The 23,098-nt window shown below is 41.9% G+C and carries 24 protein-coding genes and 1 riboswitch; of the genes, 9 read left to right on the top strand and 15 right to left on the bottom strand.

Going from position 1 to position 23,098, the window contains the following annotated elements; translation table 11 throughout:
• Window positions 1-85: 85 nt before the first annotated feature.
• The 5 genes from BUB77_RS12135 to BUB77_RS12115 form a co-directional block, all read right to left on the bottom strand.
• Window positions 86-487 carry a phage tail assembly chaperone gene (locus BUB77_RS12135; protein ID WP_073276184.1) on the bottom strand — a complete coding sequence of 134 codons (402 nt, stop codon included), beginning with the start codon at window positions 485-487 and terminating at the stop codon, window positions 86-88.
• A 147-nt stretch (window positions 488-634) separates the two neighbouring features.
• Entirely contained in the window at window positions 635-1,117 is a 483-nt protein-coding gene (locus tag BUB77_RS12130; RefSeq protein ID WP_073276183.1) for a phage tail tube protein, read from the bottom strand.
• Between the two features lie 17 nt (window positions 1,118-1,134).
• Entirely contained in the window at window positions 1,135-2,178 is a 1,044-nt protein-coding gene (locus tag BUB77_RS12125; protein ID WP_073276181.1) for a phage tail sheath C-terminal domain-containing protein, read from the bottom strand.
• 1 nt (window position 2,179) lies between these two features.
• A complete protein-coding gene (locus BUB77_RS12120; RefSeq protein ID WP_073276179.1) occupies window positions 2,180-2,590 on the bottom strand; it encodes a phage tail terminator family protein in 411 nt (136 codons plus the stop codon).
• Window positions 2,591-2,687: 97 nt separating this feature from the next.
• Window positions 2,688-3,137 (bottom strand): phage scaffolding protein, encoded by a 450-nt coding sequence (locus BUB77_RS12115; RefSeq protein WP_073276177.1) that lies wholly within the window; start codon window positions 3,135-3,137, stop codon window positions 2,688-2,690.
• A 420-nt stretch (window positions 3,138-3,557) separates the two neighbouring features.
• On the opposite strand from BUB77_RS12115, the gene BUB77_RS12110 reads away from it, so the two are divergent.
• The 4 genes from BUB77_RS12110 to BUB77_RS12095 are packed head-to-tail and all read left to right on the top strand — an operon-like array spanning window position 3,558 to window position 4,840.
• The gene (locus BUB77_RS12110; protein WP_084124159.1) at window positions 3,558-3,881 is read left to right on the top strand and encodes a helix-turn-helix domain-containing protein; all 324 of its coding nucleotides are present in this window, start codon (window positions 3,558-3,560) and stop codon (window positions 3,879-3,881) included.
• Window positions 3,882-3,899: 18 nt separating this feature from the next.
• Window positions 3,900-4,361, top strand: coding sequence for an ImmA/IrrE family metallo-endopeptidase (locus tag BUB77_RS12105; RefSeq protein WP_073276175.1), 462 nt, complete (start codon window positions 3,900-3,902; stop codon window positions 4,359-4,361).
• A 13-nt stretch (window positions 4,362-4,374) separates the two neighbouring features.
• A complete protein-coding gene (locus tag BUB77_RS29905; RefSeq protein WP_073276173.1) occupies window positions 4,375-4,593 on the top strand; it encodes a hypothetical protein in 219 nt (72 codons plus the stop codon).
• Window positions 4,559-4,840: a hypothetical protein gene (locus tag BUB77_RS12095; RefSeq protein ID WP_073276171.1), complete on the top strand. Its 282-nt coding sequence runs from the start codon at window positions 4,559-4,561 to the stop codon at window positions 4,838-4,840. The genes BUB77_RS29905 and BUB77_RS12095 overlap by 35 nt, the downstream gene beginning before the upstream one ends.
• 51 nt (window positions 4,841-4,891) lie before the next feature.
• Here BUB77_RS12095 and BUB77_RS12090 read toward each other — a convergent pair whose 3' ends face one another.
• Together BUB77_RS12090 and BUB77_RS12085 are read right to left on the bottom strand one after the other, a co-directional pair.
• A complete protein-coding gene (locus BUB77_RS12090) occupies window positions 4,892-5,458 on the bottom strand; it encodes a GNAT family N-acetyltransferase (RefSeq protein ID WP_073276314.1) in 567 nt (188 codons plus the stop codon).
• 160 nt (window positions 5,459-5,618) lie between these two features.
• The gene (locus BUB77_RS12085) at window positions 5,619-6,929 is read right to left on the bottom strand and encodes an alpha-L-fucosidase (protein ID WP_073276312.1); all 1,311 of its coding nucleotides are present in this window, start codon (window positions 6,927-6,929) and stop codon (window positions 5,619-5,621) included.
• A 168-nt stretch (window positions 6,930-7,097) separates the two neighbouring features.
• On the opposite strand from BUB77_RS12085, the gene BUB77_RS12080 reads away from it, so the two are divergent.
• Window positions 7,098-7,916 (top strand): AraC family transcriptional regulator, encoded by an 819-nt coding sequence (locus tag BUB77_RS12080; RefSeq protein WP_073276168.1) that lies wholly within the window; start codon window positions 7,098-7,100, stop codon window positions 7,914-7,916.
• Between the two features lie 104 nt (window positions 7,917-8,020).
• Here the strand turns inward: BUB77_RS12080 and BUB77_RS12075 are convergent, their stop codons facing one another.
• The gene (locus tag BUB77_RS12075; RefSeq protein WP_073276166.1) at window positions 8,021-8,890 is read right to left on the bottom strand and encodes an SH3 domain-containing protein; all 870 of its coding nucleotides are present in this window, start codon (window positions 8,888-8,890) and stop codon (window positions 8,021-8,023) included.
• A 469-nt stretch (window positions 8,891-9,359) separates the two neighbouring features.
• Between BUB77_RS12075 and BUB77_RS12070 the strand changes: the two genes are divergently transcribed.
• The gene (locus BUB77_RS12070; RefSeq protein WP_073276164.1) at window positions 9,360-10,988 is read left to right on the top strand and encodes a putative polysaccharide biosynthesis protein; all 1,629 of its coding nucleotides are present in this window, start codon (window positions 9,360-9,362) and stop codon (window positions 10,986-10,988) included.
• Between the two features lie 195 nt (window positions 10,989-11,183).
• Here BUB77_RS12070 and BUB77_RS12065 read toward each other — a convergent pair whose 3' ends face one another.
• Window positions 11,184-11,792: a TetR/AcrR family transcriptional regulator gene (locus tag BUB77_RS12065; protein WP_073276162.1), complete on the bottom strand. Its 609-nt coding sequence runs from the start codon at window positions 11,790-11,792 to the stop codon at window positions 11,184-11,186.
• A 159-nt stretch (window positions 11,793-11,951) separates the two neighbouring features.
• On the opposite strand from BUB77_RS12065, the gene BUB77_RS12060 reads away from it, so the two are divergent.
• Together BUB77_RS12060 and BUB77_RS12055 are read left to right on the top strand one after the other, a co-directional pair.
• Window positions 11,952-12,656, top strand: a complete 705-nt coding sequence (locus BUB77_RS12060) for an ABC transporter ATP-binding protein (RefSeq protein ID WP_073276160.1) — start codon at window positions 11,952-11,954, stop codon at window positions 12,654-12,656.
• Window positions 12,656-15,940, top strand: a complete 3,285-nt coding sequence (locus BUB77_RS12055; protein WP_170866644.1) for an ABC transporter permease — start codon at window positions 12,656-12,658, stop codon at window positions 15,938-15,940. Before BUB77_RS12060 ends, BUB77_RS12055 begins: the two co-directional genes overlap by 1 nt.
• 77 nt (window positions 15,941-16,017) lie before the next feature.
• Here the strand turns inward: BUB77_RS12055 and BUB77_RS29900 are convergent, their stop codons facing one another.
• The 4 genes from BUB77_RS29900 to BUB77_RS12040 all read right to left on the bottom strand — a co-directional run bounded on the left by BUB77_RS29900 (window position 16,018) and on the right by BUB77_RS12040 (window position 19,152).
• Entirely contained in the window at window positions 16,018-16,170 is a 153-nt protein-coding gene (locus tag BUB77_RS29900; protein ID WP_170866643.1) for a hypothetical protein, read from the bottom strand.
• A gap of 297 nt (window positions 16,171-16,467) precedes the next feature.
• Window positions 16,468-17,703, bottom strand: coding sequence for an alpha/beta hydrolase (locus tag BUB77_RS12050; protein WP_242962481.1), 1,236 nt, complete (start codon window positions 17,701-17,703; stop codon window positions 16,468-16,470).
• Window positions 17,704-17,874: 171 nt separating this feature from the next.
• Window positions 17,875-19,020 carry a LysM peptidoglycan-binding domain-containing protein gene (locus tag BUB77_RS12045; protein WP_073276156.1) on the bottom strand — a complete coding sequence of 382 codons (1,146 nt, stop codon included), beginning with the start codon at window positions 19,018-19,020 and terminating at the stop codon, window positions 17,875-17,877.
• Between the two features lie 33 nt (window positions 19,021-19,053).
• Window positions 19,054-19,152, bottom strand: a complete 99-nt coding sequence (locus BUB77_RS12040) for a LysM peptidoglycan-binding domain-containing protein (protein ID WP_073276154.1) — start codon at window positions 19,150-19,152, stop codon at window positions 19,054-19,056.
• Between the two features lie 198 nt (window positions 19,153-19,350).
• Between BUB77_RS12040 and BUB77_RS12035 the strand changes: the two genes are divergently transcribed.
• A complete protein-coding gene (locus tag BUB77_RS12035; protein WP_073276308.1) occupies window positions 19,351-20,382 on the top strand; it encodes an aromatic acid exporter family protein in 1,032 nt (343 codons plus the stop codon).
• Between the two features lie 56 nt (window positions 20,383-20,438).
• On the opposite strand, the gene BUB77_RS12030 is transcribed toward BUB77_RS12035, so the two are convergent.
• Together BUB77_RS12030 and BUB77_RS12025 are read right to left on the bottom strand one after the other, a co-directional pair.
• Window positions 20,439-21,611, bottom strand: a complete 1,173-nt coding sequence (locus BUB77_RS12030) for a phosphoribosylaminoimidazolecarboxamide formyltransferase (RefSeq protein ID WP_073276152.1) — start codon at window positions 21,609-21,611, stop codon at window positions 20,439-20,441.
• 41 nt (window positions 21,612-21,652) lie between these two features.
• Window positions 21,653-21,730: riboswitch (ZMP/ZTP riboswitch) on the bottom strand.
• Between the two features lie 112 nt (window positions 21,731-21,842).
• Window positions 21,843-23,003, bottom strand: coding sequence for an MFS transporter (locus BUB77_RS12025; RefSeq protein ID WP_073276150.1), 1,161 nt, complete (start codon window positions 23,001-23,003; stop codon window positions 21,843-21,845).
• Between the last annotated feature and the right edge of the window lie 95 nt (window positions 23,004-23,098).

Here is a 23,098-nt window from a genome sequence, read left to right as displayed (position 1 = left end):
TGGCTCATGGCATCCAATGCAGAGGGCAGAATATGGAGTTTTTGAAGTGCAAAGTGCGCCAGATTAAATTCAGCATCACCTTGCGCTATTCGTTTTTTACTTCTTCAATATCCTCATTAATATCCGTATCCAGCCCGCTCAGGGTCTGCACTTCCGAAGCCAGGGTAGCGTACTCGCCTACTAACAGCATGTTCTTCAATACCTCTGTTTCTCCAAGACCGTATTTGTCCTGAAGCCTGGTATCATTCAGATTGGGAAACACCACCGCGCAGGCGGTAAGAGCCTGAACATATTCGGTACGGTTAAAATTCTCCACGCCCTTTTTATCCTTTCTGGTGTACTTCTTGATAAGCTGCTCATTTTCCTTCTGGGTAATGGGACGGATAATGAAAGGAATAACCTTTCCCTCCTCCATAAAACGGTTGGATACCATAACTTCCTTATTTTCTACCTGTACGGGATTTAAAAATGCTTTTAATGAACTCATATTTGTTCTCCTTTTTTTATGGACTATTTTTTATTTAAAAAATTAATGATAAGATTTGATTATGCTATATTAATTTGGCTGCAATAGCTGTTACCCTTAGCAGGCTGCACTATTTTTTTCTGCAGCCTGCAGGAATACGGATATTCTTTATTGTGTAAAGCCCTCCGGCTTATGGAAGTATTTAAGATCATCTATGCCATCAAAGGTAAAATCCGTATCCACCGTGATAGGGTCATCGGACTGGTCATCAAGGTTTGTAACAGGGATTGTCTTTAACAGGACATTTTTCAGTACTACCTCCTGCCTGCCGATGCTGGACTGGGGATCTTCATTGGTAACCATCAAATCAATGGTTCCGAATTTACCGCCGCTTAAATATTCTACTGCCAGCTTCAGCATATCGGAGTCCATAAAGTACATGGTCATGCTTCCCGTTCCTTCTGCACCTACTACCTTGTGCTGGGTCATACGGCTGCCAAGGGTCTTTCTTGACTGTACGGTCAGATCCATCTGCGCCTTTAAGGTGGATACCTCGAATAGTGTCCTGTTAATACCGTTGATTGTGATAAAGGCTGTACCTTCCTTTGCTGAAATCGTATCTGCCAATCTTAATTTATAATTATTTTCCATGGTTTTCATCTCCTTTTTTATGATAAGCTAACAGTTATGTACATTTTCTCGATGCTGTCCACCGGCTGGATGTAGCAATTGATCACAACGGCATCCGATTCCGTACCTTCTTTTACTTCCACATCCTCGGAGGTAAAATTCTTGATAGCGGAAAGCTCTTCCAGCCTTCCAAAATACTGAATCAAGGTGGCACGCAGAAGGGATCTTCCTCCCTCATTATTGCTCATAGTACCCACATAATTGGACTCAAATATCTCTGTGATATCATTGTTGATACCATTTAAGGTACGAACAACGCGGTTCTTGGTAAATGCCTTTCCCTTTTCCGGAGTCAGTGTTGTAAGGGAATTGATATCATAAACTGCGGTTACATTCTGCGCCGTATCCACCTTTAAAATGAACTTTCCTGCCGTTATGGCACTTTCCATTTCACCTTTGGTCATACGGGGCACTACATCGATAGCACCATTGTATTTTCTGCCGGTGTTGGACTGGCTGATTTTAGCACCTGCTGTAATTCCTGCTGCCCAGGCGGTAGTGCTTGCCGGAGTTAAGACGCTCTGGTCGGATAATTTCACACCATGGGCAACGTTAATGATGTTTTCTGAATTACCGGTAAAGTTGGCAAGTACTGCCTGTATCCCTTTGCCTTCACTGGTTACCATGGCTGCCACCCAGGCTGCTATGGCAGTCTTAATGGCATCATAGCTTTCTCCGTCATAGGGATAAGCAAGCACATCAAAATCCATGGTCTTAGCTGCCAGAAGTGCTGCTTCCACCTCTGCACTAGTATGGGCAGTTCCAAGGTTATATACCTTTACCGTATTTGCTCCCTTTAAGACTTCTCCTGCCAAAAAGCTGTCCTGGCTTGTAATGCCATTAGGAAAGTTATTATCCGTTGCGGTTACGGTATAGATTTCTCCCTTTGCCCCTTTGCTTATTTCCTGCAATAAAAGTACGGTTCCTCTGTCCCCCGGTGTAATAGATAAGGGTGCATTGGTTAAAAAGTTAATATAGGCACCGGGTAATATTTTATTTTGGTTATTCCATGTTCCTGCCATGTTAATCCTCCTTCATATTGGTTGATAATTCTTTTTGCTTCATCTTTATTTCACTGATTTCCTCTGTAACAGTAAATTGTGTTTCAAAGGTAAAATGCAGTATTCCCTCAGCAGCAGCGGATTTCTTTCCCTTGAGCCGGTATCCTGTAAGGCGAAAGCCCTCCAATAACGCCAGCCCCTTTTGATAGCAGTCAGTATTTATCCGTCCTGCCAGATTGCTGTAATAGGAAATGTCAAAGGATAACTGAAAGGCCTTTCTGCCCCCCAGTCCTCTTCCTGCTACCGCATTTGTTGTGGTAACCAGAAAAGCCGGTTTTTGGTATCCCTCCGGTAAATCCTCTTCATATATTGTTACTTCCGGAAAAAGCTCTGTAAGCTTTGCCCGTATGGCAACTTTTAGGTCCTCTCCCATGGCTGCCTCCCTTTTATCATTTTTTGTCAGGAGCTGTTCCTTCCGGTACGCACTTTGCTAATACCCTCAAAAGGCTTTACGGTTAAAAAACCCTGTGTCAGAACAGCTCCTTCCAGGCTGTACGTACTCTTTCTATTTCCTCCTCTGCCCCAAGAATTTCTCCTTCCGGTGTCAGAGTCAGCCTTTTCCTGTCCATTTTTTTCAAAATAAGCTCTGCATATTTATAGGAAGAAAGTCTTTCTAAAAGTAAGGAATACAACAATAAATCCCTGTATCTTTCCTCTTCTTTTTTCTTTTCCTCTCCTGCCTGCCATAAAAGCCTGAGCATTTCTTCCTTTAAGCTCCGGTAAATAAGATTGCAACCGCTCATTTCGTCAATTTGTTCCTTCTGGTGCATAACCTGCCACTCCAGCTCTTTTTTCTTCCGGTTAATCTCATCAAACCTTTCCTTCGGTATGAAAACGCTCTGTTCTTCCTTGCAAAGTGCAAGTATTTTTATGGAAAGCTCTTCTGTAAGACCCAATTGCATTAACTGCTTCTTTTTCATAAAATGTTCCTTTCAAACACATTTTTTCACATGGTTTAGTCCAAGGTCATCTGCCTTTTTCTTTAACGTCTGAAATTCCAAAAAGACGAATCAAATACTTTCGTAATGCGTAAGTTCAGGATATAAAACTCCCCTCTCCTATTGTTTTAAACTGAATAATTCGGGGTCAATTAAGCGAAATCACTTATATAAAAGTAATTTTCTTCTTCGTGAAGCAGTAACTGGCCTCTTATTCTTTCTTTCGCTTACCTATTACGTAAGTTAATAATAACATCTTGTACTCATTTTGTCAATACGTATTACGTAAGTTTTTACAAAATATTATACTAATTTATTGCGTATTACGAAAGATTGTGGTATAATTACCTTAATATAACATAGTAAGCTTCGTATAAACTATGGACTGGAGTGAATTTATTTATGTCTGTTTTACAGGAACGAATCAAGGAGAGAAGATTAAACTTGGGCATGACCTTATTAGAGGTAGCTGAGCAGCTGGGAATCAAGGAAGCTACCATGCAGCGCTATGAAAGCGGGGAAATTAAAAATATTAAGCATGAAACAATTGTTAATCTGGCAAAGATTTATCATTGTTCTCCTTCATATCTGATGGGCTGGGAAGACATTGCCGTTCCGACCACCGCAGCCCATAAAGAGGATAATGAACACTGGACAGAAGAAGAGCTTCATAAAATCGAGGAATATAAGAAGCTTCTTTTAGCCGCCAGGGCAAATAAGCAGTAACAATAAGGGGAGATTTGGATGACATACGAAGATTTAAAGACGAAATATGATTATCTGTATGTAAAGGAAATGAATCTTTACGAAGTGGAAGGATTAAAGGGATTATACGTAGACGGCTGTATTGCCATAGATAAAAATCTTACCTCCATTGAAAAAGGCTGTGTCCTTTCCGAAGAAATCGGGCACCACCTTACCTCCGCAGGTGATATTCTTGATCAGACCAATACTGCTAACAGAAAGCAGGAGTACCGGGCACGACTTGCAGCCTATGATATACAGGTGGGTCTGGAGGGTATCATCCGTTCCTACGAGGCTGGCTGCCGTGATGTTTATACCATGGCAGAATATCTGGAAGTAACGGAAGATTATCTGGAGGAGGCACTTGCTGCTTATGAAAGAAAGTATGGGGTATATGTTGCCTGCAGGAATTATATTATTTACTTTTCACCCTGCCTTGGTGTCTTAAAGCGTTTTGATTAAAGAAGGGGGACGTGTGAAAGAAAAGCGCTTTCACACTCCATTATTTAAGGCAATACCGCAGACCTGTCTGCGGTATGCAATGGGAGCAAGAGTGAAAGAAAATATTATTTTGAAAGGATGCCACTTACAGATTCTTTCACTCATTTTTATTTGTGGCAGTATCGCAGGCATACCTGCGGTATGCAAAGAGTGTGACCATGACAAAAAGGGATTTAAAATTTTTGCTGACTGATATGGAATTATTAAGTACAAAAAAGATTACGGAAGCCGAAGCTTCGGCAAAGGACCCGGAGACAATTTACCATGAGGATGAAGAAATTTATGAATGGGAAGAGTCTGACCTTACCCATGAGGATATCGTAGAGGCACTTCTGGCAAAACAGACCCAGGATATTCGGAGTATTAAAAATATCTGCACCTTCTTTGCAGTGGTATTATGCATATCTCTTCTATTGGCTTTCCTGGGATTACTGGCTTAAGAAACCATAAAGCCCCCTTCCTCCGGCAGCTTTATGGCTTCTACTTACGTTTTATAACTTTACAAGCTCTTCCCAGTCCCTTTTCACTAATCCATAGCAGGCCAGATCACAAAGTCCGGTATTATTCTTTCCACCCTGCTTCCTGATACCCTCAAAGCGAAGGCCGCATTTTTCCATCACTTTTCCGGAAACAGGATTATTGATATCATGGCATGCTTCTACACGGTTAACTTCCGCCTGGGCAAAGAGAAAGTCCCTTACTGCCCTCAGGGCTTCTGACATAATGCCCTTTCCCCAGAAGGCTTTTCCAATACAATATCCAACCTCCACGGCTTCAATGTGCTCATATAGATGAGCTGAACCGATGCTTCCGATGGCCTCTCCTGTTTCTTTCAGCTCAATGCACCACTGATAGGTACTTGTGGAATCCGCCTCTTTCTCCCATAATTCAAGGAGTGCTCTTGTGCCCTTCACACTTTCATGAACAGGCCAGGTCAGGTACCTGGTAACTTCAGCGTCACTTGCCCAATTCTTATACATGTTTTCCGCATCGGACGCCTTAAAAGGCCTCAGACGTAATCTCTCTGTTTCCAATACCTTTGTACCAAGCTGCTTCATTCTTTGCTCCCCTTGCATACGGAATATTTCCTGCTAACCACCAAGCCTTCCCAACGCGCCGCAAGATTGGGCCGAGGATTTGGCAGGCACCTGTGTGAATTATGCTTTTCCATAATTCACACTAATCCAATTTTATAACCACCATTATATTCCATAACCTTTAAGATTGCAATTCCAATTCCAGTACCGTATCCTTTTCATCATATAGCCCAGCAATCTCAAGCTGTACAAAGGCATCCTTCGGATAATCCAGTCCATTCCAGGGTTTTTCCAGCCTTACCTCCGCCCCGTCCTCTAAAATACGGGCTTTTTTGATCCTTCCTTCCAGACCGCCAAGGCGGAAGGAGCCCACCCTTCTGTCATAGATATGTGCATAGAGAATATTGCCCTTCTGTGTGTACCTTCCCCACTCCGGTTTTTCAAGCTCACTTTTCCCGCAGCCATAGATGCTGTCGGAATTTACCCTCATCCATTCCCCTATTTCCTTTAAAATGCGGATACTTTCCTTTGGAATTTCTCCCTTGGCATTGGGACCTACGTTTATCAGCATATTTCCGTTCTTACTGACACATTCCACAAGCATGTGTATTACATTTTCCGTTGTCTTGTACTCCCAGGGCTTGTTCTTGGCATAGCCCCAATTTTCATTCAAGGTAAGACAAAGCTCCCAGGGTATGGACCTTCCCAGGACGTCCACAGCTTCCCCGGCAGGCATCATGCACTCAGGTGATACAAAATCCCCTGCATGGAGGTCCGGCTCAGGCTTTCTGGCATCTCCGCCCAGACGGTTATCAATTACAATATCCGGCTGCAGCTCTCTCATCATGGTAATAAGCTTCTTTGCCCCCCAGGTCTCCCCTGACATATGCTCAAATTCCGTACCGGCTAAATTTTTATTCTCATAGGAGAAGTCAAACCACATCAAATCAATCTTTCCATAGTTAGTAAGCAGTTCTCTGACCTGGTTGTGAAAGTATTCCACGTAGTTTTTCCAGTTGTGCCCAGCTCCCTTAAAGCTTTCCTCCTCCCGCATAGGATGCTGGTTGTCACCGTAATGGGGGTAATCCTCATGATGCCAGTCAAGCAGAGAGTAGTAAAATCCAACTTTTAAGCCCTCTTCTCTGAAAGCATCCACATATTCCTTTACCAAATCCCTTTTGCATTTGGTATTGGTGCTTTTATAATCGGTATAGGCAGAATCAAAGAGGCAAAAGCCATCATGATGCTTGGTAGTAAGTACCGCATATTTCATTCCGGCTTCCTTGGCAAGCTTCGCCCATTCCTTTGGGTTATATCTTACCGGGTTAAATTCTTCAAAGTACTGATCATAGACCTCCGTTGGTATCTTCTCGGCGCTTTTAACCCATTCCCCTCTGGCCGGAATGGAATACAGCCCCCAATGTATAAACATTCCAAACCTTGCATCTAAAAACCACTCCGTTCTCCTTGCTCTTTCTTCAAATAATCCCATAAGCTTCTCTCCTTTTCCATGTCTCATTTTTTAAAATTTTCTCCATTTGTATTAATCACGTCATTCCTTTATTGACAAACCCAGTTTACCATTACTATACTAATTACGTAATAGAAAATACAAACGAAAACTTGAAAAAAATTAACCTGTTACCGGGAGGAAAATTCCATGGACACTTCTAATGCAAGCTCTCTGTCAAACCTGTCAATTGATTACTATTACGGAGGCTATACCCATCTGGGAAGGTCCTGGAAGGGTTATGATGTTCTATGTCCTTTTTGCAAGATTTATTACATCACGGAAGGAGAATGTGAAATTAAGATAAAGGGGACTCCTTATGCCGGGAAAGCCGGCCGGATGTTTTTCATCCCTCCCCAGACGAAGCACTCTTTTTATCATGTAAATGATAATTTTATTACAAAATACTGGATTCATTTTGACATTAAGACCAGCGAAGGCAATCTGTTAAAGCAGCTGAACCTGCCTTTTTATATTGACATTTCAGAGGACAGGAATATCGTTGACAGCTTTCAGGATATTTTCCGGTACACCAGGGACAATTCCCTCCCTTCAGCCTTTCGGCTGAAATCCGCTATCCTGTCACTGTTTTCAGATTACATTGAGAAGTCTCAGCTAGCACCTATGGCAATTTACAATGAAAACAATTCCGAATTTAATGGTATCATAACCTATATCAATAATAACCTGGAGAAAAAAATTACCTTGGAGGACCTGGCTGTGAGGATGCATATGCATCCCAATTATTTCATCCGGCTGTTTAAAAGCAAGATGGGTACCACCCCACTGAATTATATTAATACCTTAAAAATCGAGCGGGCCAAGTCCTTACTTGAGAACACCCAGCTTTCTGTTTCTGAAATCATGCTGCAGGTAGGTTCTCAGGATTTAAGCTCCTTCTCCAATTTCTTTAAGCATTACACCGGCTACCACCCCAAAGGCTTCCGCAAGACCTTTGGCGGGCATTGAAGTTAGATTTTTAGTTCTAACTTTGTGGGGTCAGTTCAAAGATTACCCTGCTTTTATTATCCTGTTTGCTTTTTACTCAATTTGCTTCTTACTCTGCCTGAATCTTATCCCCACGCAGGGAGCTCCGCAAAGAGATTTTCCTGGTCTGATACAATCCAGCCTTTCCTTCCCATTTTATTATTCACTCTGAAATATACTTTTCCTGTTTTTGCAATATACAGTTTATCAACCGTGACCTTTTCCCCTTTTGTCACCTTATATGCAATCTTCTTCGTACCGGCCTCACTATAAACCGTAAAGGCTTTAGCTGCCTTGTATTGGTACTCTTTTGAATACTTTCCCAATGTAAAGGTGCTTGCCGGAAGCATGGAGACCTTATTATCCTGCACCTGAAAGGAAGCATAGCAATAATAACAGCCTGCTGCTTGGGAATATACAGGAGTATCCAGCAGTAAAGTAAATCTGCCTGCACCGTCTGTCTTAGCCAGGGAGTAACGATAGATATTAAAATCCTTCGCCTTACTATCTGCTTTAAAGGCTATATTAAAAGCTATATTATGGGTTATCTTATTTCCGTCATACTGTACAAAAAAAGCATTTTTGGCACAGTCGGATTCCATTTCGGTCCGGATAAATAAATCCAGTGAATTATCGCCCTTATTCAAATCAAGAAGATATATCCCAAAGGATAAACCATCGTCCTTTTTGGTCAGACACAGTTCTTTATCAATGTAAAGTTTCAGGGTCGCAGTATGCCGCTCTTCATTCTCCGTTATCTGGTACTTTATTGTTTCCTCTTTGCCGTCTCCGTTTAAATCATATCGATAGACCGTATTCTCATGCAGGGTCTTAATCCCATCCAATCCGGCACTTTTTTCAGCGGCAAAGCAGTTTCCCGGTTTCATTAACAGGCTGATGGCCAAAATACTTAAAAATAATGCGGCTTTCCTGTAATAATTTAATTTTGTTCTCATAATCCATCTCCCAATTTTTATTCATTTTAATAACCATGCCTTCCCAATGCACCGCAAGATTGGGCCGAGGATCTCGCCGGTACAATCTTGTATGTGAAAATAGCATTTTAATTTTCACACTACGAAAATGTATTTCGAAGGTTTACATGCGTAACTGCCTAAATGGCAATAAAATGCAATCCATATTTCAAACCAAAACTAATCTTACATTATTTACTATATTTCTGCAATGTCTAATTACCGCTTTGCAGAAAAATTCTGCAGAAGTTTTCTGACGAAGTTTTATGCCACACCAGTTTTTTTATTGATACAGGTAACAATATATGGTATAATCACAACGTTTATTCGGACAATTTTCTTTAACTGTTTATGTAATTAAGAAAATTTTGGATGCTTCTCTTCAGCATTTACAGAGCTTTCCTTTTAATTTCTTTCCAATAAATAAAGTTCCCTGAAAGTTGGTCTTATTATGACAAATCAAAGTAGAAGAAACAATTTTATCAAGCAGGCCGGAATACTTGCCATAGCAGGAATCCTATGCAGAATTATCGGAATCCTGTATAAAAGCCCCTTAATTGCCCTTATTGGTGAAGAAGGTATCGGTTATTATAATTTTGCCGGAAATGTTTACACCATCATGCTGTTAGTATCCTCCTACAGCATTCCCTCCGCTGTCTCGAAGGAAATTGCCAAAAAGCTGATTATACAGGAATATAGAAACGCTCAAAGAATCTTCTATTGCTCCCTTATTTATGTTATCATCATTGGCGGGGCAGCCAGTGCCTTTGCTCTTTTTGGTGCAGGCCTGTTCGTAGAAAGGAATTCTGTTGCTGTTCTTAGAGTACTGGCTCCAACCATCTTTTTATCGGGACTTCTGGGTGTATTAAGAGGCTACTTCCAGGCACAGAGCAATATGGTCCATTCTTCTGTCTCCCAGATTTTAGAACAGATTTTTAATGCGGTGGTCAGTGTATTGGGAGCTTATCTCCTGATGCAGACAGTGGCCGGGGCTGATTCTACAACACAGGCAATCTACGGAGCAGTCGGAAGCGCCATCGGTACCGGAGCCGGGGTTTTATCTGCACTTATCTTTATGCTGCTGGTCTACTTCCTGAACAGAGGCACCCGTAAGAAGCACCTTCAGGAAAGTTCCGAAAAGCAGCCGGAGCCCTACAAAAAGATATTCCAAAGTATATTTAACAATATAACTCCTTTTATAATAAGCACCTGTATCTATAATGCTACCGCCATTTTAAACCAGACTATTTATTCGAAAATATTGCTTTATGCCAAGAGCTTTCCCGCAAAGAAAGTTGCATCCGAATATGGTATATATTCTGGTGAAGCTGTTATTTTCGTCAATATTCCCGTTGCCATTGCTTCTGCCGTATCCTCTGCCATGATGCCGGATATTTCAGGAACTTATTCCCTGGGGAATGTGAAAGAGACCAGACGGAAAGTCGATATGGCAATCCGTACTACCATGCTGATTACCATTCCCTCCGCTGTTGGCCTGTTCATACTCGCGGGTCCTGTGGTGCAAGCCCTTTTTTCTCAAAGGTCTTCCCTTGCGGAGGCGGCTGCTTTACTCCGGTGCCTTAGTATTACTGCTGTTTTTTATTCCTTGTCAACAGTGACCAATGCTGTTCTGCAGGGAATCGGCAAAATGAACCTGACGGCGAAAAATGCCCTCATCGCTCTTTTCAGCCAGTCGGCCGTACTTACAGTAATCTTATTTCAAACCGGGTGGAATTTATATGGCCTTGTAATCGCAGCTGTGGTACATTCCTTTCTGATGTGTGTGCTGAACGGAATCTCTGTACGTAAAAATCTGGGCTATCAGATGAATATAAAGAAGAGCTTTGTCATACCCCTTACGGCAGCAGCTGTTATGGGAGTTGTGGCAAGTTTCTCCTATCAAATAATCCATACCGCCTGCAGCAGCAATATAATTTCACTTTTTCTAACCATCACTCTCTCAGCTGTAATATACTTTATTATAGTAATCAAATTGGGAGGCATCAGTGAAAATGAGCTCCTGGCATTGCCCCAGGGCAATCTTCTGACAGCAGTGGCTAAAAAAGCAAAGGTGCTGTAAAGGTTCCGGATATATACAAAAACAGGCACTCCCAAGGACTGCCTGTTTTCTGCTGTCTGCAGAAATTGCTGTTTACTTAATCCAACGCAATTATCGGACAGAAGTACTGGAAATCTTACCCATTGTAGATAATTTTCGAAATATAGCTTAATCCTTTGGGAAGCCTCGATTTTATGTGACAGTTTCAATAATGCATCAAATATTTCTTATCTGTTCATTGAGCTCAATGGAATTCTTTACAGCCGGTATAATGACCCTGGCTGCAAATACGGCCATTTCCTCCGGTGTCTGTTTACAGCCGGTTTTCAGCCACTTCTGCAAAAGCCCGATATATCCGTTGATTATAAAGGCATTGAAGTATTCGTATACTTCCTGGCTCATATTGGCACCAACGCTTTTCCACATTTCCGAGCTTTTCTCATTTACAATATTCTTAATGCGGTCCACGAAGGCAGCATCTCCATTGGGTCCCAGCATGATTTCACAAAATTCTCGGTTTTCGGCGCAGATAATGAAGATTTTCACCAGCACCTCCGGCGGTTTTCCTTTTACCGGAGTGTTATTTATCATCTGGTCCATGATTTCATTGAAATTCTGAAAGAAGTCTTCCTCCACCTTGCTGACCATATCATAAATATCCGTATAATGAAAATAGAAGGTCCCCCGGTTAACATCCACAAGCTCCGTCAATTCCCGGACTGTTATACTGGATATGGTCTTCTGATGCATGAGGCTCAGCAAACCGGTCAATAGCTTTTTCTTGGTATTCCTGACACTTCTGTTGTTTTCTCCGCTTTTATTCATGTAAATTACACCTCTTACACCTCATATTTTGAATAGAATCCCTATTTGTGTTGAAAATTACACATACTCTTTTTATACTGTTGGTTGATTTTTTTATCCCAGCATATTATGCTATAATATAGTTTAATTTTCAACACTTGTCAAGTTTAGGAGGGGATCATGGATTCTTTTGTGCGATTTGAAAATGTAGGAAAGGTGTATCATTCCGGGGATGTTAAGGTTCATGCCCTGCATGATGTCAACTTTGAAGTAGATAAAGGTGAAATATGTGTCATTGTCGGCCAATCGGGAGCAGGCAAGACAACTCTTCTTAATATTCTGGGCGGAATGGACACACTGACCTCGGGAAAGGTTTTTCTTGGAACTGCGGAAATTTCAGCTATGGGTAAAAGGAACCTTGTCAACTATCGAAGGGAGGATATCGGTTTTGTATTCCAATTTTATAATTTGATACCAAATCTGACTGCCCTTGAAAATGTAGAGATTGCTTCCCAGATGATTAAAAATCCCATTCCTGCCGAAGAGATCTTAAATGATGTAGGTCTTGGAGAGCGCCTCTCAAATTTCCCGGCACAGCTCTCCGGCGGAGAGCAGCAGCGTGTTTCCATTGCCAGGGCATTGGCGAAGAATCCCAAGCTTCTGCTATGCGATGAGCCAACCGGCGCTCTGGATTACAATACCGGTAAACAGATTTTAAAGCTTTTGCAGGATCAAAGCCGTAAAAACGGAATGACCGTAATTATCATAACCCATAACTCCGCTTTAACAGCTATGGCAGACCGGGTTATCCATGTTAAGAATGGCAGCGTTTCGTCCCAGCGTAAAAATGAGAAAGTAATACCAATTGAGGAGATTGAATGGTAATGATGAATTCTGCATGGAAAAAAAACAACCGCCGTGAAATACAGCATACCCTGGGGCGCTACATTGCAATTCTTATAATTATTGCCCTGGGTGTCGGCTTTTTCTCCGGGCTTAAGATAACCAAAGAAGCAATGATACAGACAGGCGACACTTATATCAAAGAGTCCCAAATGTATGATTACCGGTTGTTATCTACCTTGGGCTTCACTGGTGAGGATGTGGCTTATATCAGTAAGCTGGATAATGTCAGGAAGGCGGAAGGCGCAGTAGCTGCCGATTTTTTCGCAGATTATAACGACCATGATGATATTATTCTAAAGGCACATTCCATAACCGGGAAACTAAATCAGATAAGCCTGACAGCCGGCAGGCTGCCAGAAGCAGATAATGAGTGCATCGGGGATGCCCTTAATTTTACGGAAGCTGATTTGGGCAAAACAATAACTGTTTCTGACAGAAATGATAAAGCTACAAAAGACAGCTTTCATTATCAGGAATACACCCTTGTCGGCCTATGCAACTCCGTTAACTATATGTACCGCAGCGACAGGGGTACCACAAAGCTTGCAGGCGGCTCCGTAAAGGCTTTTATTTATATGCCGTCAGGCGGTTTCTCTTTTGATTACTATAGTGAAATTTATGTTACCTTGGATAATGCCGGCGGCCAGATCTTCAGTAAGAAATACGAAGATGCCATATCCTCCATGGAACAGCCCCTGAAAGAGGCCGCAGATTACCGGGCAGGGCTTCGCTATGAGGATATCCTGAAGGAAGCCAATGAAAAAATAGCCGATGCCCAGAGTGATTATGATTCTTCCCATTCCAAATATCTTACAAAGAAAAAGGATGCGGAGAGCAAATTGGATGCCTCTCAGAAGAAGCTTGAGGCTGCAAAGGCCAAAATCACCAGCAAGGAAAAGCTGTTGAAAGACAGCGGGAAGCTGCTGGCAGAAAAGGAAGCTGCCTATCATTCATCCCTTGCCGATTATAACACTTCCAGGGCAGCCTATGAGGATAAAAAGAAAGCTTCCCTTCATACCCTAGAAGCCAAACAGGAGGAGATTAACAGCAGCAGGACTAAAGTAACAGCTGCCCTGACGCAGATTGAAAAAAGCGGTGTCCTTAATCAATACAACCAGCTAAAGCAGGCAAAGGCTGCACTGGAAAGCACCCTGTCCCAGCTTCCGGACCAGACCAGTGACGAATACCGAACTTATGCCGCACAGCTGGAACAGGTACAGCAGAATATGGCTCAAATTGAGGCTTCCGGAGTGATAGAGCAGAATAAGACTTTAACAGACTCCCTGGAACAGATAAATACAGCGCAGTCCCGTCTTGATACTGCCAAAAAAACAGCAGACGCCAAGTTTGCTTCCGTGGAAAAAGAACTTACCCTGGCACAGTCACAGCTCGCCTCCGGGAAACAGACCCTTGCAAACTATAAAGTACAAATTGCCGACGGCAAAAAGGCGTTGGAGGCTGCAAAGAAGCAGTATAGTGATGGTTTAAAAAAATACAGCAAAGCTAAAAAGAAAACGGAATCCTCCTTATCGGATGCCAGGATAAAGCTGGCAGATGCATCGGCCGAAATCCAGGACGCCAAGGATAAGGTAAGTGATATTGAGAAGCCCTCCAGCTATGTATTTGACAGAAGCAAGAATACCGGCTATGCCTGCTTTGAAAATGACTCCTCTGTGGTCGAAGGCATTGCAAAAGTATTTCCCATTTTCTTCTTTCTCGTTGCTGCCCTGGTCTGCAGTACGACTATGACAAGAATGGTGGATGAGCAGCGTACTCAAATCGGAACCTTTAAGGCTCTGGGCTACAGTAACCGGGCCATTGCTGTAAAATATGTCTCCTACTCGGGAAGTGCTGCAATACTTGGCTGTATTCTGGGATACTTTGCAGGTACCCGGCTGTTTCCTTTTGCAATCTGGCAGGCTTATAAAATGCTCTATAATTTTGCAGAAATCAAATATGTATTCAGCGGCTATTTAGCTGTGCTGACACTGGTGGTCTCCCTCCTCTGCTCCGTAGGTGCAACCTATGCAGCCTGCAGAACGGAGCTGTCCCAGATGCCGGCGGAACTGATGAGGCCCAAGGCTCCGAAAGCCGGCAAGCGCATCCTTCTGGAACGGATTCCATTTCTATGGCGCAGAATAAACTTTCTTCACAAAGTGTCCGTCCGGAATATCCTGCGGTACAAAAAACGCCTCTTTATGATGATCCTTGGTACCGGAGGCTGCACTGCACTGCTGTTGACCGGCTTAGGTCTAAATGATTCCATCAGCAATATTGCAGACGACCAGTTCGATACTATTATGCTGTATGATTACACCCTTTCATTTCCGAAAGCCCAGACAGCGCAGGAAATGAAAGACTTTCAGAAGGATACCTCGGATTTCCTTTCCCAATGTGTATTTATCAGCTCAGACTCATACGAATACACAGACAAAGGCGGAAGCCAGAAGATAAATGTAATTGCAAGTGATGACCCGAATATCACAAAGGTAATCGGCCTTCACCTCAATGGCAAGACAGTTCCCTTTCCTGACTATGGCTATGCTGTTATCAATGACCGCCTTGCAGAAAGTACAGGCTTAAAAATCGGTGATACCATGACTCTAAGCCAGAACGACACCGCCTCCTATAAGGTCACCATCAGCGGGATATTTAAGAATTATGCCTACAACTACATGTACATGAGCGGAGCAACCTATGAAAAGGTCTTTGGTGATAAGCCTGCCTATAAGACAGCTTATGGCTCCACGGATTCCGGTGAAATTTATGATATCTCCGCCAAGCTGATGAAGGATTATGGGGTATCGAACATAACCGTTACTGCGGATACCAAAAAGCTTGTGACTAACATGATGAACAGCCTTAACTATATCGTATGGCTGGTTATTGCCTGTGCCTGCGCCCTCTCCTTCGTGGTCATGTATAATCTCAGTAACATTAATATTACGGAACGGGGCCGTGAGATTGCAACGATTAAGGTACTTGGTTTCTATCCCTCGGAAACCTATAGTTATGTCTTCCGGGAAAATATCGTAATCACTATTATCAGTATGGTATTTGGCCTTCCCGCAGGAATCTTATTGCACCGTTTTGTCATGGATCAGATTAAGATTGAAGCGGTATCCTTTAATGTACGGATACTGCCCGTGAGCTATCTCTACGCCTTGGCAGTTACGATCGGACTGACCATATTGGTCAATGTAATCCTGATCAGGAAAATTGACCGGATTAATATGGCAGAATCCTTAAAATCGGTAGAATAAAAAATGGAAGGTGTCCCAAAAGTCCCCTTATTCCCATGATTGGGATAATGACTTTTGAGACACCCTCAGCTTTCCAACTACTTAACCTTCCCAACTTCTTGGACCTTCCAACTTCTTGAACTTCCAAACTTCTTTACCTTTTCAACTTCCTGACCCTTCCAACTTCTTGACCTTCCAAACTTCTTGGCCATTCCCAACTTCTTGACCCTTGCAACTTCTTGAACTTCCAAACTTCTTGGCCATTCTCAACTTCTTGACCCTTCCAACTTCCTGACCTTTTTAACTTCCTGACCTTTCCAACTTCTTAGCCTTCCCCATTTCCTTAACGGAGAAGGGGAAGCTTTCTATATAAATCTTAATCTGAATGCCATAAGCTAATCTCAACTTTCACCTATGTATATTGGGAGTATAAAAATGCAACGAAGCGACTTTCACGGAGCTGAGTGTATTTTTATACTCCCAATATACATTCAATAAGCCTGAAATTCTAATCCCCGAATTAATTTATATTTTTGGAATGAAAAAGACTATTTATTTTGTACCTCATTTAAGAACCCAAGAATTTTACTGCAGTATTCTTCATCTTCCCCCACATTTTTGAAATTATAATCCTTCACAATGAAATGCTCAAAGGAATCACGCAGCCAGCTTTCCGCCTCAGGATAAGCCTTTTTCAGCCTATGCATACTGGCAGGGGGTACTTCCGTATCCCCTTCACAGGCAATTAAAAGGGCAGGTCTGCCATTGGCATTTTTAATCTGCTCTACAGGCTTCCTATATTTTACATTATCACTGCCATATACCAGCTTTAATGAGGATATGAGGAGTGGTTTTTCAATGGACCTTATGAACTCCGGTACTCCAAGGCCCTTTAGCTCATCCAGCACAACATCTTCAAAGCTGGAATATGCCGACAAAGCAATCAGGGCATCAATATCCTTTAACTGCCCGAATGCATTTACTGCAATCGCTCCGCCCATAGATGCACCCTGTACCACTATCGGTACATTTTTATATTTTTCTTCCCTTTTTATGAAATCCACAACCGCCTTTACATCCTTCACTTCATCATAGCCCAGGCATATCCTGCTGCCGTCACTTTTTCCATGCCCCCGGACTTCAAGCAGTATGGATGAATACCCCTGTTCCTGCATATATTTTGCATGGCCGTAATAATATGTAACCGATGGCTGGACGATACCACTTAAATAAATAATAACTGCCTTCGGATGGTCCGTATATATTTCCGATGCCCACACCTTCAGACCATCATCAGTCTTTAAATACATTTGTTTTTCATTCAGATCATAATCCTCCGCCTGATAAATATCCTGCAACGGGAAATTGGAAGTTGCGAATCCGCGATAATTAATATGGCGGTTCATATACATAGGCAGTGCGACATAGGGAATCATCACCAAAATCAAAAGAAAAGCTCCGGCTGCTATTGCAATTGCCTTTACTATAATATGAAAGGTCTTTTGCTTTCCGGTTCTGACCTTTATTCTATCTGAAAAACCCAGCCTTAATTTTCTTCTGACAATGATATGAATTGCTAAGGTTCCTATCAACAATGGAACATAAATCAGACCATGTAAAAAAGCTCTTAATGTACTGATGTCTGCTGCATATTCCACCCCAATCTTAATTAGCATTGTAAAGAAACACAATAGGAATAGTGCAATAGAAAAAAAGGATATGAATTTCAGCCCGATATAGGAATTTTTCTTTGTTTTGTTTAAATTTCCATCATGAATTTCCATCTTTCACCCCGCTTAACAGCATTCTAAATCTTATCTTATCATTTTAAACGGTTATACGCAATATTCCAATTTCCTTTAAGGTCCCGGTAACTCCTCGTTTTCCATACAAGCTTATCATTGCAAAAGCCGCTGCACACCCCCGGATGGTGCAGCGGCTTTCAATTCAGCCAGCTAAATTTTTTCAATCACATAGAGGGCATTGATCACAAGCCAGGTATTTGTTATGAAGTACATTATATTCCATAGGGATATACCCTGTATTTCATTGCTTTGCGCATACTCCAGCATTGGATACAGGGCCCGTATATCTTTTAACCATGTCATATACTCTAGTCCACTATCTATAAACTGAAAATAAGAGGAACGGGATGGCTCATTAAACAGAATACTGGAACCGGTATCATTGGCCAACTCAATTGCCGAATTATAATTAATAAAATTCACATTGATTATAGCTGAAAAAAAGGGGAATTCCCAAAGGTAACCGACATTTGAAAAACCCAGAACAAATTTTTCCGGTGATATCAGCCTCAGGGCCTTATCCAGTGTTTGAATAATTGCATCAAAAGGCAATATACTTATAGGAAGGCTGTGAGGATATCTCCATACATATGTCAGCTGGTATAATACGTTATTTGCAGCCTGGCTCAGGCCAGTATAATCAATGCCTTCATATATGATTCCTGTTGACACTTCAAAGGTACTGGGTGCTATCGTTACTGTTACGAAAAAGCCCTCGCTGTTCAGACGTTCTGTTATATTGGCTATGAATTTCACATAGGCCTGCCTATCCTGGGGCTGGACAAAGGGCGTATCAATATTTATTCCATAGTACCCTTTCCCATGAAGATTAGCCAGGATATTATTAATAAATGCAGTCTGTATTTCCATATTGCTGATTAAGGTATGCGCTATATCCGTGTTGACGCTGCTTCCTTCATTGGATGCCGTTATGAACATAATTGGCGCCACTCTATATGCTCTGGCCATCTGTATAATTTCTGAATCATCAACCTCTGTCAGGCCGCCATTCTCTGTAATCCGGTAAGAGTAAATCGTCAGGTAAGTCAAATAGGGTAAGGTTTTTTCAAGAGTCCTTCTATCGATAAAGGGATACGCAAACCCATTTGTTCTAACGGCTGCCGTTCTTTTGTCAGCATAACTTATAACTAACTCCTCCCCTGTATAAAGCTCTCTGTTTGAAGTATTCGGATTATTTCTCAGCAGCTCCATAACATCTATCCCCTGGGATTTTGCAATACTCTCCAGAGTGTCCCCCTTTTGTACGTTATAGGTCTTGTCTGGCTGTAAAATCACAAGGGCTTCTCCTATTGCCAGTTTATAGGGATTTTAAATATCATTTTCTGCTGCTATCCTTTCTGGAGACACCCCATAACTGTCCGCTATGGTGGTAATGGTATCACCAGGCTGTACTATGTGAATATACATTCATATCCTCAAATTAATTTTTATACTATCATATGTCATTTTGCGGAATCTGAATCTGCTATTGAATAACTTTTGATTCTGATTTAGTATATTTATATTACTTTCTGTGATTTAGGAAAAGGTATTTGAATAATCCAGCGCCTATTCACAGCTGCCGAAACATTTGGAGGGAAATACTTGAAAAGAAAGGAGTCCTCTATGAATCTACTTTTTACTAAAAACTCGATAAAAAAGATTAACTATATACAGTTAATTAAAATAGCCATCGGAAGCTGCATTGCCATACTATCAGCAGACAAACTGGGACTTCATTACAGTGCTTCCGCCGGAATAATCACACTTTTAAGTATACAGAGCACCAAGAAAGAAACGATTCTTATTACAGGAAAACGGTTTTTATCTTTTCTGTTATCTGTTGCAACAGCTTTTCTGATATTCAGCATTCTTGGATATCACGCCTTTTCCTTTGGTATTTTTCTGCTGGTCTTTGTGGGGGCCTGTTATCTGATGAAGCTGGAAGATGGTATCGCTATGAATGCCGTCTTGGCCACTCACTTTTTAATAGAAAAATCCGTCAGCTTTTACTGGATTTCAAATGAGCTGTCCCTGTTAATAATCGGAGCCGGTATCGGAGTTCTGCTTAACCTTTACATTCCAAGAAATACGCTGGCTATAAAGCAGAATCAGCTTATGATTGAAGAAGATATGAAATTGATTTTAAGCAATATTTCCACAGCTCTTTTGACTCCCGGAAAGACCCCCGTAAAGGTCCAGCTTTTTCAACCTCTGGAAGTCCACCTGAACGAGGCCCTTTCCAGAGCTTATGAAAATATGAATAATACCCTGTTAAGCGATACCAGATACTATATCCAATATATGCAGATGAGAAAGAGCCAGGGCACTATCCTAAAAAGAATCTGTACCCACATTGCATCCATCAGTACTGTTCCCCGGCAGGCACATAAAATTTCAGATTTCATTGCTCATATTACCAGGACCTTTCATGAATATAATAATGCCCTTGCTCTGCTGGAAAGGCTGCAGGAGATAAAATTAGAATTCAAGGCAGACCCCCTCCCGGGCAGCCGTGAGGAATTTGAAGACAGGGCAATCCTGTTTCAGATCCTAAATGAACTGGAAGCATTCCTGCTGTTAAAAAAGGAATTTGTAATGGCCTTAACGGATACTCAGCTGCAAAATTATTGGAAGCAGCAGAATGAAAGGTCATGAAATGAGCCGGAAATCAAATTCATTCCCCTTCATACTATATGATTCCAGTCTTCCTTTTAATGATAAAACAGGCGCAGCCCTGTAAATGCCATGGCAATATTATATTTATCGCATGCCTCAATCACAGCGGCATCTCTTATGGAGCCACCTGGTTGTGCAATATAGGCAGCGCCGCTTTTAGCAGCACGTTCGATATTATCACCAAAGGGAAAATAGGCATCCGAGCCTAAGGCTGCTCCGGTTAAGCCTTTGAGCCACTCTGTCCTTTCTTCCCTGGTGAAGGGTTCCGGTTTTTCCGTAAAAATAGTTTCCCACATACCATCTGCCAATATGTCCATATAGTCATCGGATATATACCTGTCAATCCCATTATCCTTTTCCGCTTTTTTCAAATTTTCTTTAAAAGGAAGGCCTGTTACCTTCGGGTTCTGCCTTAAGAACCAGGCATCTGCTTTATTTCCTGCCAGTCTGGTACAATGAATTCTGGACTGCTGCCCTGCCCCAATTCCGATTGCCTGGCCATCTTTTACATAGCATACGGAATTGGATTGTGTATATTTTAATATTATCAATGAGATCATAAGGTCCCTTTTCGCTGCTTGGGGAATCAGCTTATTTTGGGTTGGTATATTATTCAATAAAGCTTCTGTAATTTTAATATCATTGCGCTGTTGCTCAAATGTTATGCCAAAGACCTCTCTCGTCTCTTTTTCCCCCGGAATATAATCCGGCTCCATTTGGATAATCAGATAATTACCTTTACGCTTATTCCTTAACAGCTCCAACGCTTCTCCTGAATAGGCGGGTGCTATGATTCCATCGGAAAATTCACCTGCTAAATATTTTGCTGTCTGAACATCACACTCCTCCGACAGGGCAGCAAAGTCCCCATAGGATGACATTCTGTCCGCCCCTCTTGCCCTGATATAGGCAGCAGCGATATCAGTCAAATTATCCTCTTGTACAAAATATTCCTTCATCAAAACATCTGTTAACGGAACTGCTACTGCTGCCCCGGCAGGGCTGGTATGCTTAAAGGAAGCAGCAGCCGCTAACCCGGTTGCTTCCTTTAACTCCTTCACAAGCTGCCAGCCGTTCAGTGCATCCAAAAGATTAATATAGCTTGGATTTCCATTAAGAATTTTAAGCGGCAAATCTCCGCTGACCGTATAAATTCTGGCCGGGTTCTGCTGTGGGTTACATCCATACTTCAATAATAATTCCTTCATATAACTACACTCCTTTATACAATAAAAGAGCCGGCAATCCAGGCTCTCGCCCAGACGGTCGGCTTTTATTATTATACTTCATGTGGTTGATTCCACTTCCGTCAGTCGTATAATCTATAAAGAAATTATCACTTCTTTCCAAGTATGTCAAGTTATAGAGTAAGTCTTTCCAGTATCTGCAAAATAAATATTTGAAAAGTCCAAAGAATAAATCCTTCCTGTATTGCATCATTATGCCGTTTTTATATTCTTTGTATTTTTTCCAATTAAGAAAAAGTAAAGCACAGCCGAGACTATTAAGAATATTGTAAACACTAAATACATACGGCTGTAACCCATCGAAGCAGAAACAATTCCTGCAAGAATTGACCCAAATCCAATGCCTCCGTCAAATCCGGTAAAGAACGTTGCATTTGCTGCTCCCAGCCGCTCCTTGGGTGCTTTTATAACTGACAGCGTCTGCAGGCTTGATTGAAGTGCTCCAAAGCCAACACCATATAAAAACGCCACGATCAGAAATGACAGCAAAGACGAAGAACCTTGGAGTATGACCATAGAAACAGCTAAAGCAATTAGCCCCGGATACACTGCAATATTAAATCCAAGCTTATCCACCAGCTTTCCAAAAATCGGTCTTGAAATAACCATAGCAGACGCAAAAACCATAAAGAATATACCAATATTTTCAATTCCGCATTCCATAGCAAACAAGGTTATAAAACCGGTAATGGAACCATAGGTAACACAAATAAAAAACATAACAATCGAGGGTTTAACTGCTGTCCGCTCATATGGGCTTACCTTTCCGGATACTTCCTTTCCCTTCACCTTTTTGTACGGAATAAAGAAGGAAATAATCAGCCCTATGGCTGCGAACCCAATTGATACAAGCACCAGTCCCTGAATGTGGGACCTGGCAAGTATAAAAAGCCCGATTCCAGGAGCCAATGCCATTGCCAGGCTTGTGGAAAGGCTGAAAAATCCCATTCCTTCTCCAAACCGTGCTTTTGGTATTACATCCGTCGCTACGGTATTACTGGCGGTACTGGCCATTCCCCATCCTACACCGTGGAGCAGGCGGACAGCAAGAATAACTCCTACAATAGGGAAGCACATATATGCCAAAGTAGCCAGCATGATTATAAGGATACCGCTTAAAAGTACGCCCTTTCTGCCTAATTTGTCCAGTGCGGTTCCAGAGAAAGGACGAACGATTAAAGAGGCTATGGTCGACAATCCGGCTATCCAGCCGATTGCAGCATTTGTTCCGCCAAGTGACTTCATATAAATCGGAAGAGTCGGTAAAAGCATCTGAAAACCGCAGAAAATCAGCAGATTAACTACTGTTATCAGAATAAATCCTTTCGTCCATATTGGTTGGCTGTTCTTCATATTTTATTACCTCATCTTTACGTTGAATTCTATTTAAAATCTTCATTCGGGTGTCAGTATGTCATGTTTATTGGATAATATTTGGAGTAGTTATC

This window comes from Anaerocolumna jejuensis DSM 15929, from assembly GCF_900142215.1.
Lineage (GTDB): Bacteria > Bacillota > Clostridia > Lachnospirales > Lachnospiraceae > Anaerocolumna > Anaerocolumna jejuensis.
The sequence above is the reverse complement of the archived record's forward strand: the minus strand, read 5'-3'. Positions and strand labels throughout refer to the sequence as shown.

Coding starts and splice junctions, on each gene's coding strand:
- BUB77_RS12135 (WP_073276184.1), bottom strand. CDS start 487: ATGAGTTCATTAAAAGCATTTTTAAATCCCGTACAGGTAGAAAATAAG.
- BUB77_RS12130 (WP_073276183.1), bottom strand. CDS start 1,117: ATGGAAAATAATTATAAATTAAGATTGGCAGATACGATTTCAGCAAAG.
- BUB77_RS12125 (WP_073276181.1), bottom strand. CDS start 2,178: ATGGCAGGAACATGGAATAACCAAAATAAAATATTACCCGGTGCCTAT.
- BUB77_RS12120 (WP_073276179.1), bottom strand. CDS start 2,590: ATGGGAGAGGACCTAAAAGTTGCCATACGGGCAAAGCTTACAGAGCTT.
- BUB77_RS12115 (WP_073276177.1), bottom strand. CDS start 3,137: ATGAAAAAGAAGCAGTTAATGCAATTGGGTCTTACAGAAGAGCTTTCC.
- BUB77_RS12110 (WP_084124159.1), top strand. CDS start 3,558: ATGTCTGTTTTACAGGAACGAATCAAGGAGAGAAGATTAAACTTGGGC.
- BUB77_RS12105 (WP_073276175.1), top strand. CDS start 3,900: ATGACATACGAAGATTTAAAGACGAAATATGATTATCTGTATGTAAAG.
- BUB77_RS12095 (WP_073276171.1), top strand. CDS start 4,559: ATGACAAAAAGGGATTTAAAATTTTTGCTGACTGATATGGAATTATTA.
- BUB77_RS12090 (WP_073276314.1), bottom strand. CDS start 5,458: ATGAAGCAGCTTGGTACAAAGGTATTGGAAACAGAGAGATTACGTCTG.
- BUB77_RS12085 (WP_073276312.1), bottom strand. CDS start 6,929: ATGGGATTATTTGAAGAAAGAGCAAGGAGAACGGAGTGGTTTTTAGAT.
- BUB77_RS12080 (WP_073276168.1), top strand. CDS start 7,098: ATGGACACTTCTAATGCAAGCTCTCTGTCAAACCTGTCAATTGATTAC.
- BUB77_RS12075 (WP_073276166.1), bottom strand. CDS start 8,890: ATGAGAACAAAATTAAATTATTACAGGAAAGCCGCATTATTTTTAAGT.
- BUB77_RS12070 (WP_073276164.1), top strand. CDS start 9,360: ATGACAAATCAAAGTAGAAGAAACAATTTTATCAAGCAGGCCGGAATA.
- BUB77_RS12065 (WP_073276162.1), bottom strand. CDS start 11,792: ATGAATAAAAGCGGAGAAAACAACAGAAGTGTCAGGAATACCAAGAAA.
- BUB77_RS12060 (WP_073276160.1), top strand. CDS start 11,952: ATGGATTCTTTTGTGCGATTTGAAAATGTAGGAAAGGTGTATCATTCC.
- BUB77_RS12055 (WP_170866644.1), top strand. CDS start 12,656: ATGATGAATTCTGCATGGAAAAAAAACAACCGCCGTGAAATACAGCAT.
- BUB77_RS12050 (WP_242962481.1), bottom strand. CDS start 17,703: ATGGAAATTCATGATGGAAATTTAAACAAAACAAAGAAAAATTCCTAT.
- BUB77_RS12040 (WP_073276154.1), bottom strand. CDS start 19,152: ATGTATATTCACATAGTACAGCCTGGTGATACCATTACCACCATAGCG.
- BUB77_RS12035 (WP_073276308.1), top strand. CDS start 19,351: ATGAATCTACTTTTTACTAAAAACTCGATAAAAAAGATTAACTATATA.
- BUB77_RS12030 (WP_073276152.1), bottom strand. CDS start 21,611: ATGAAGGAATTATTATTGAAGTATGGATGTAACCCACAGCAGAACCCG.
- BUB77_RS12025 (WP_073276150.1), bottom strand. CDS start 23,003: ATGAAGAACAGCCAACCAATATGGACGAAAGGATTTATTCTGATAACA.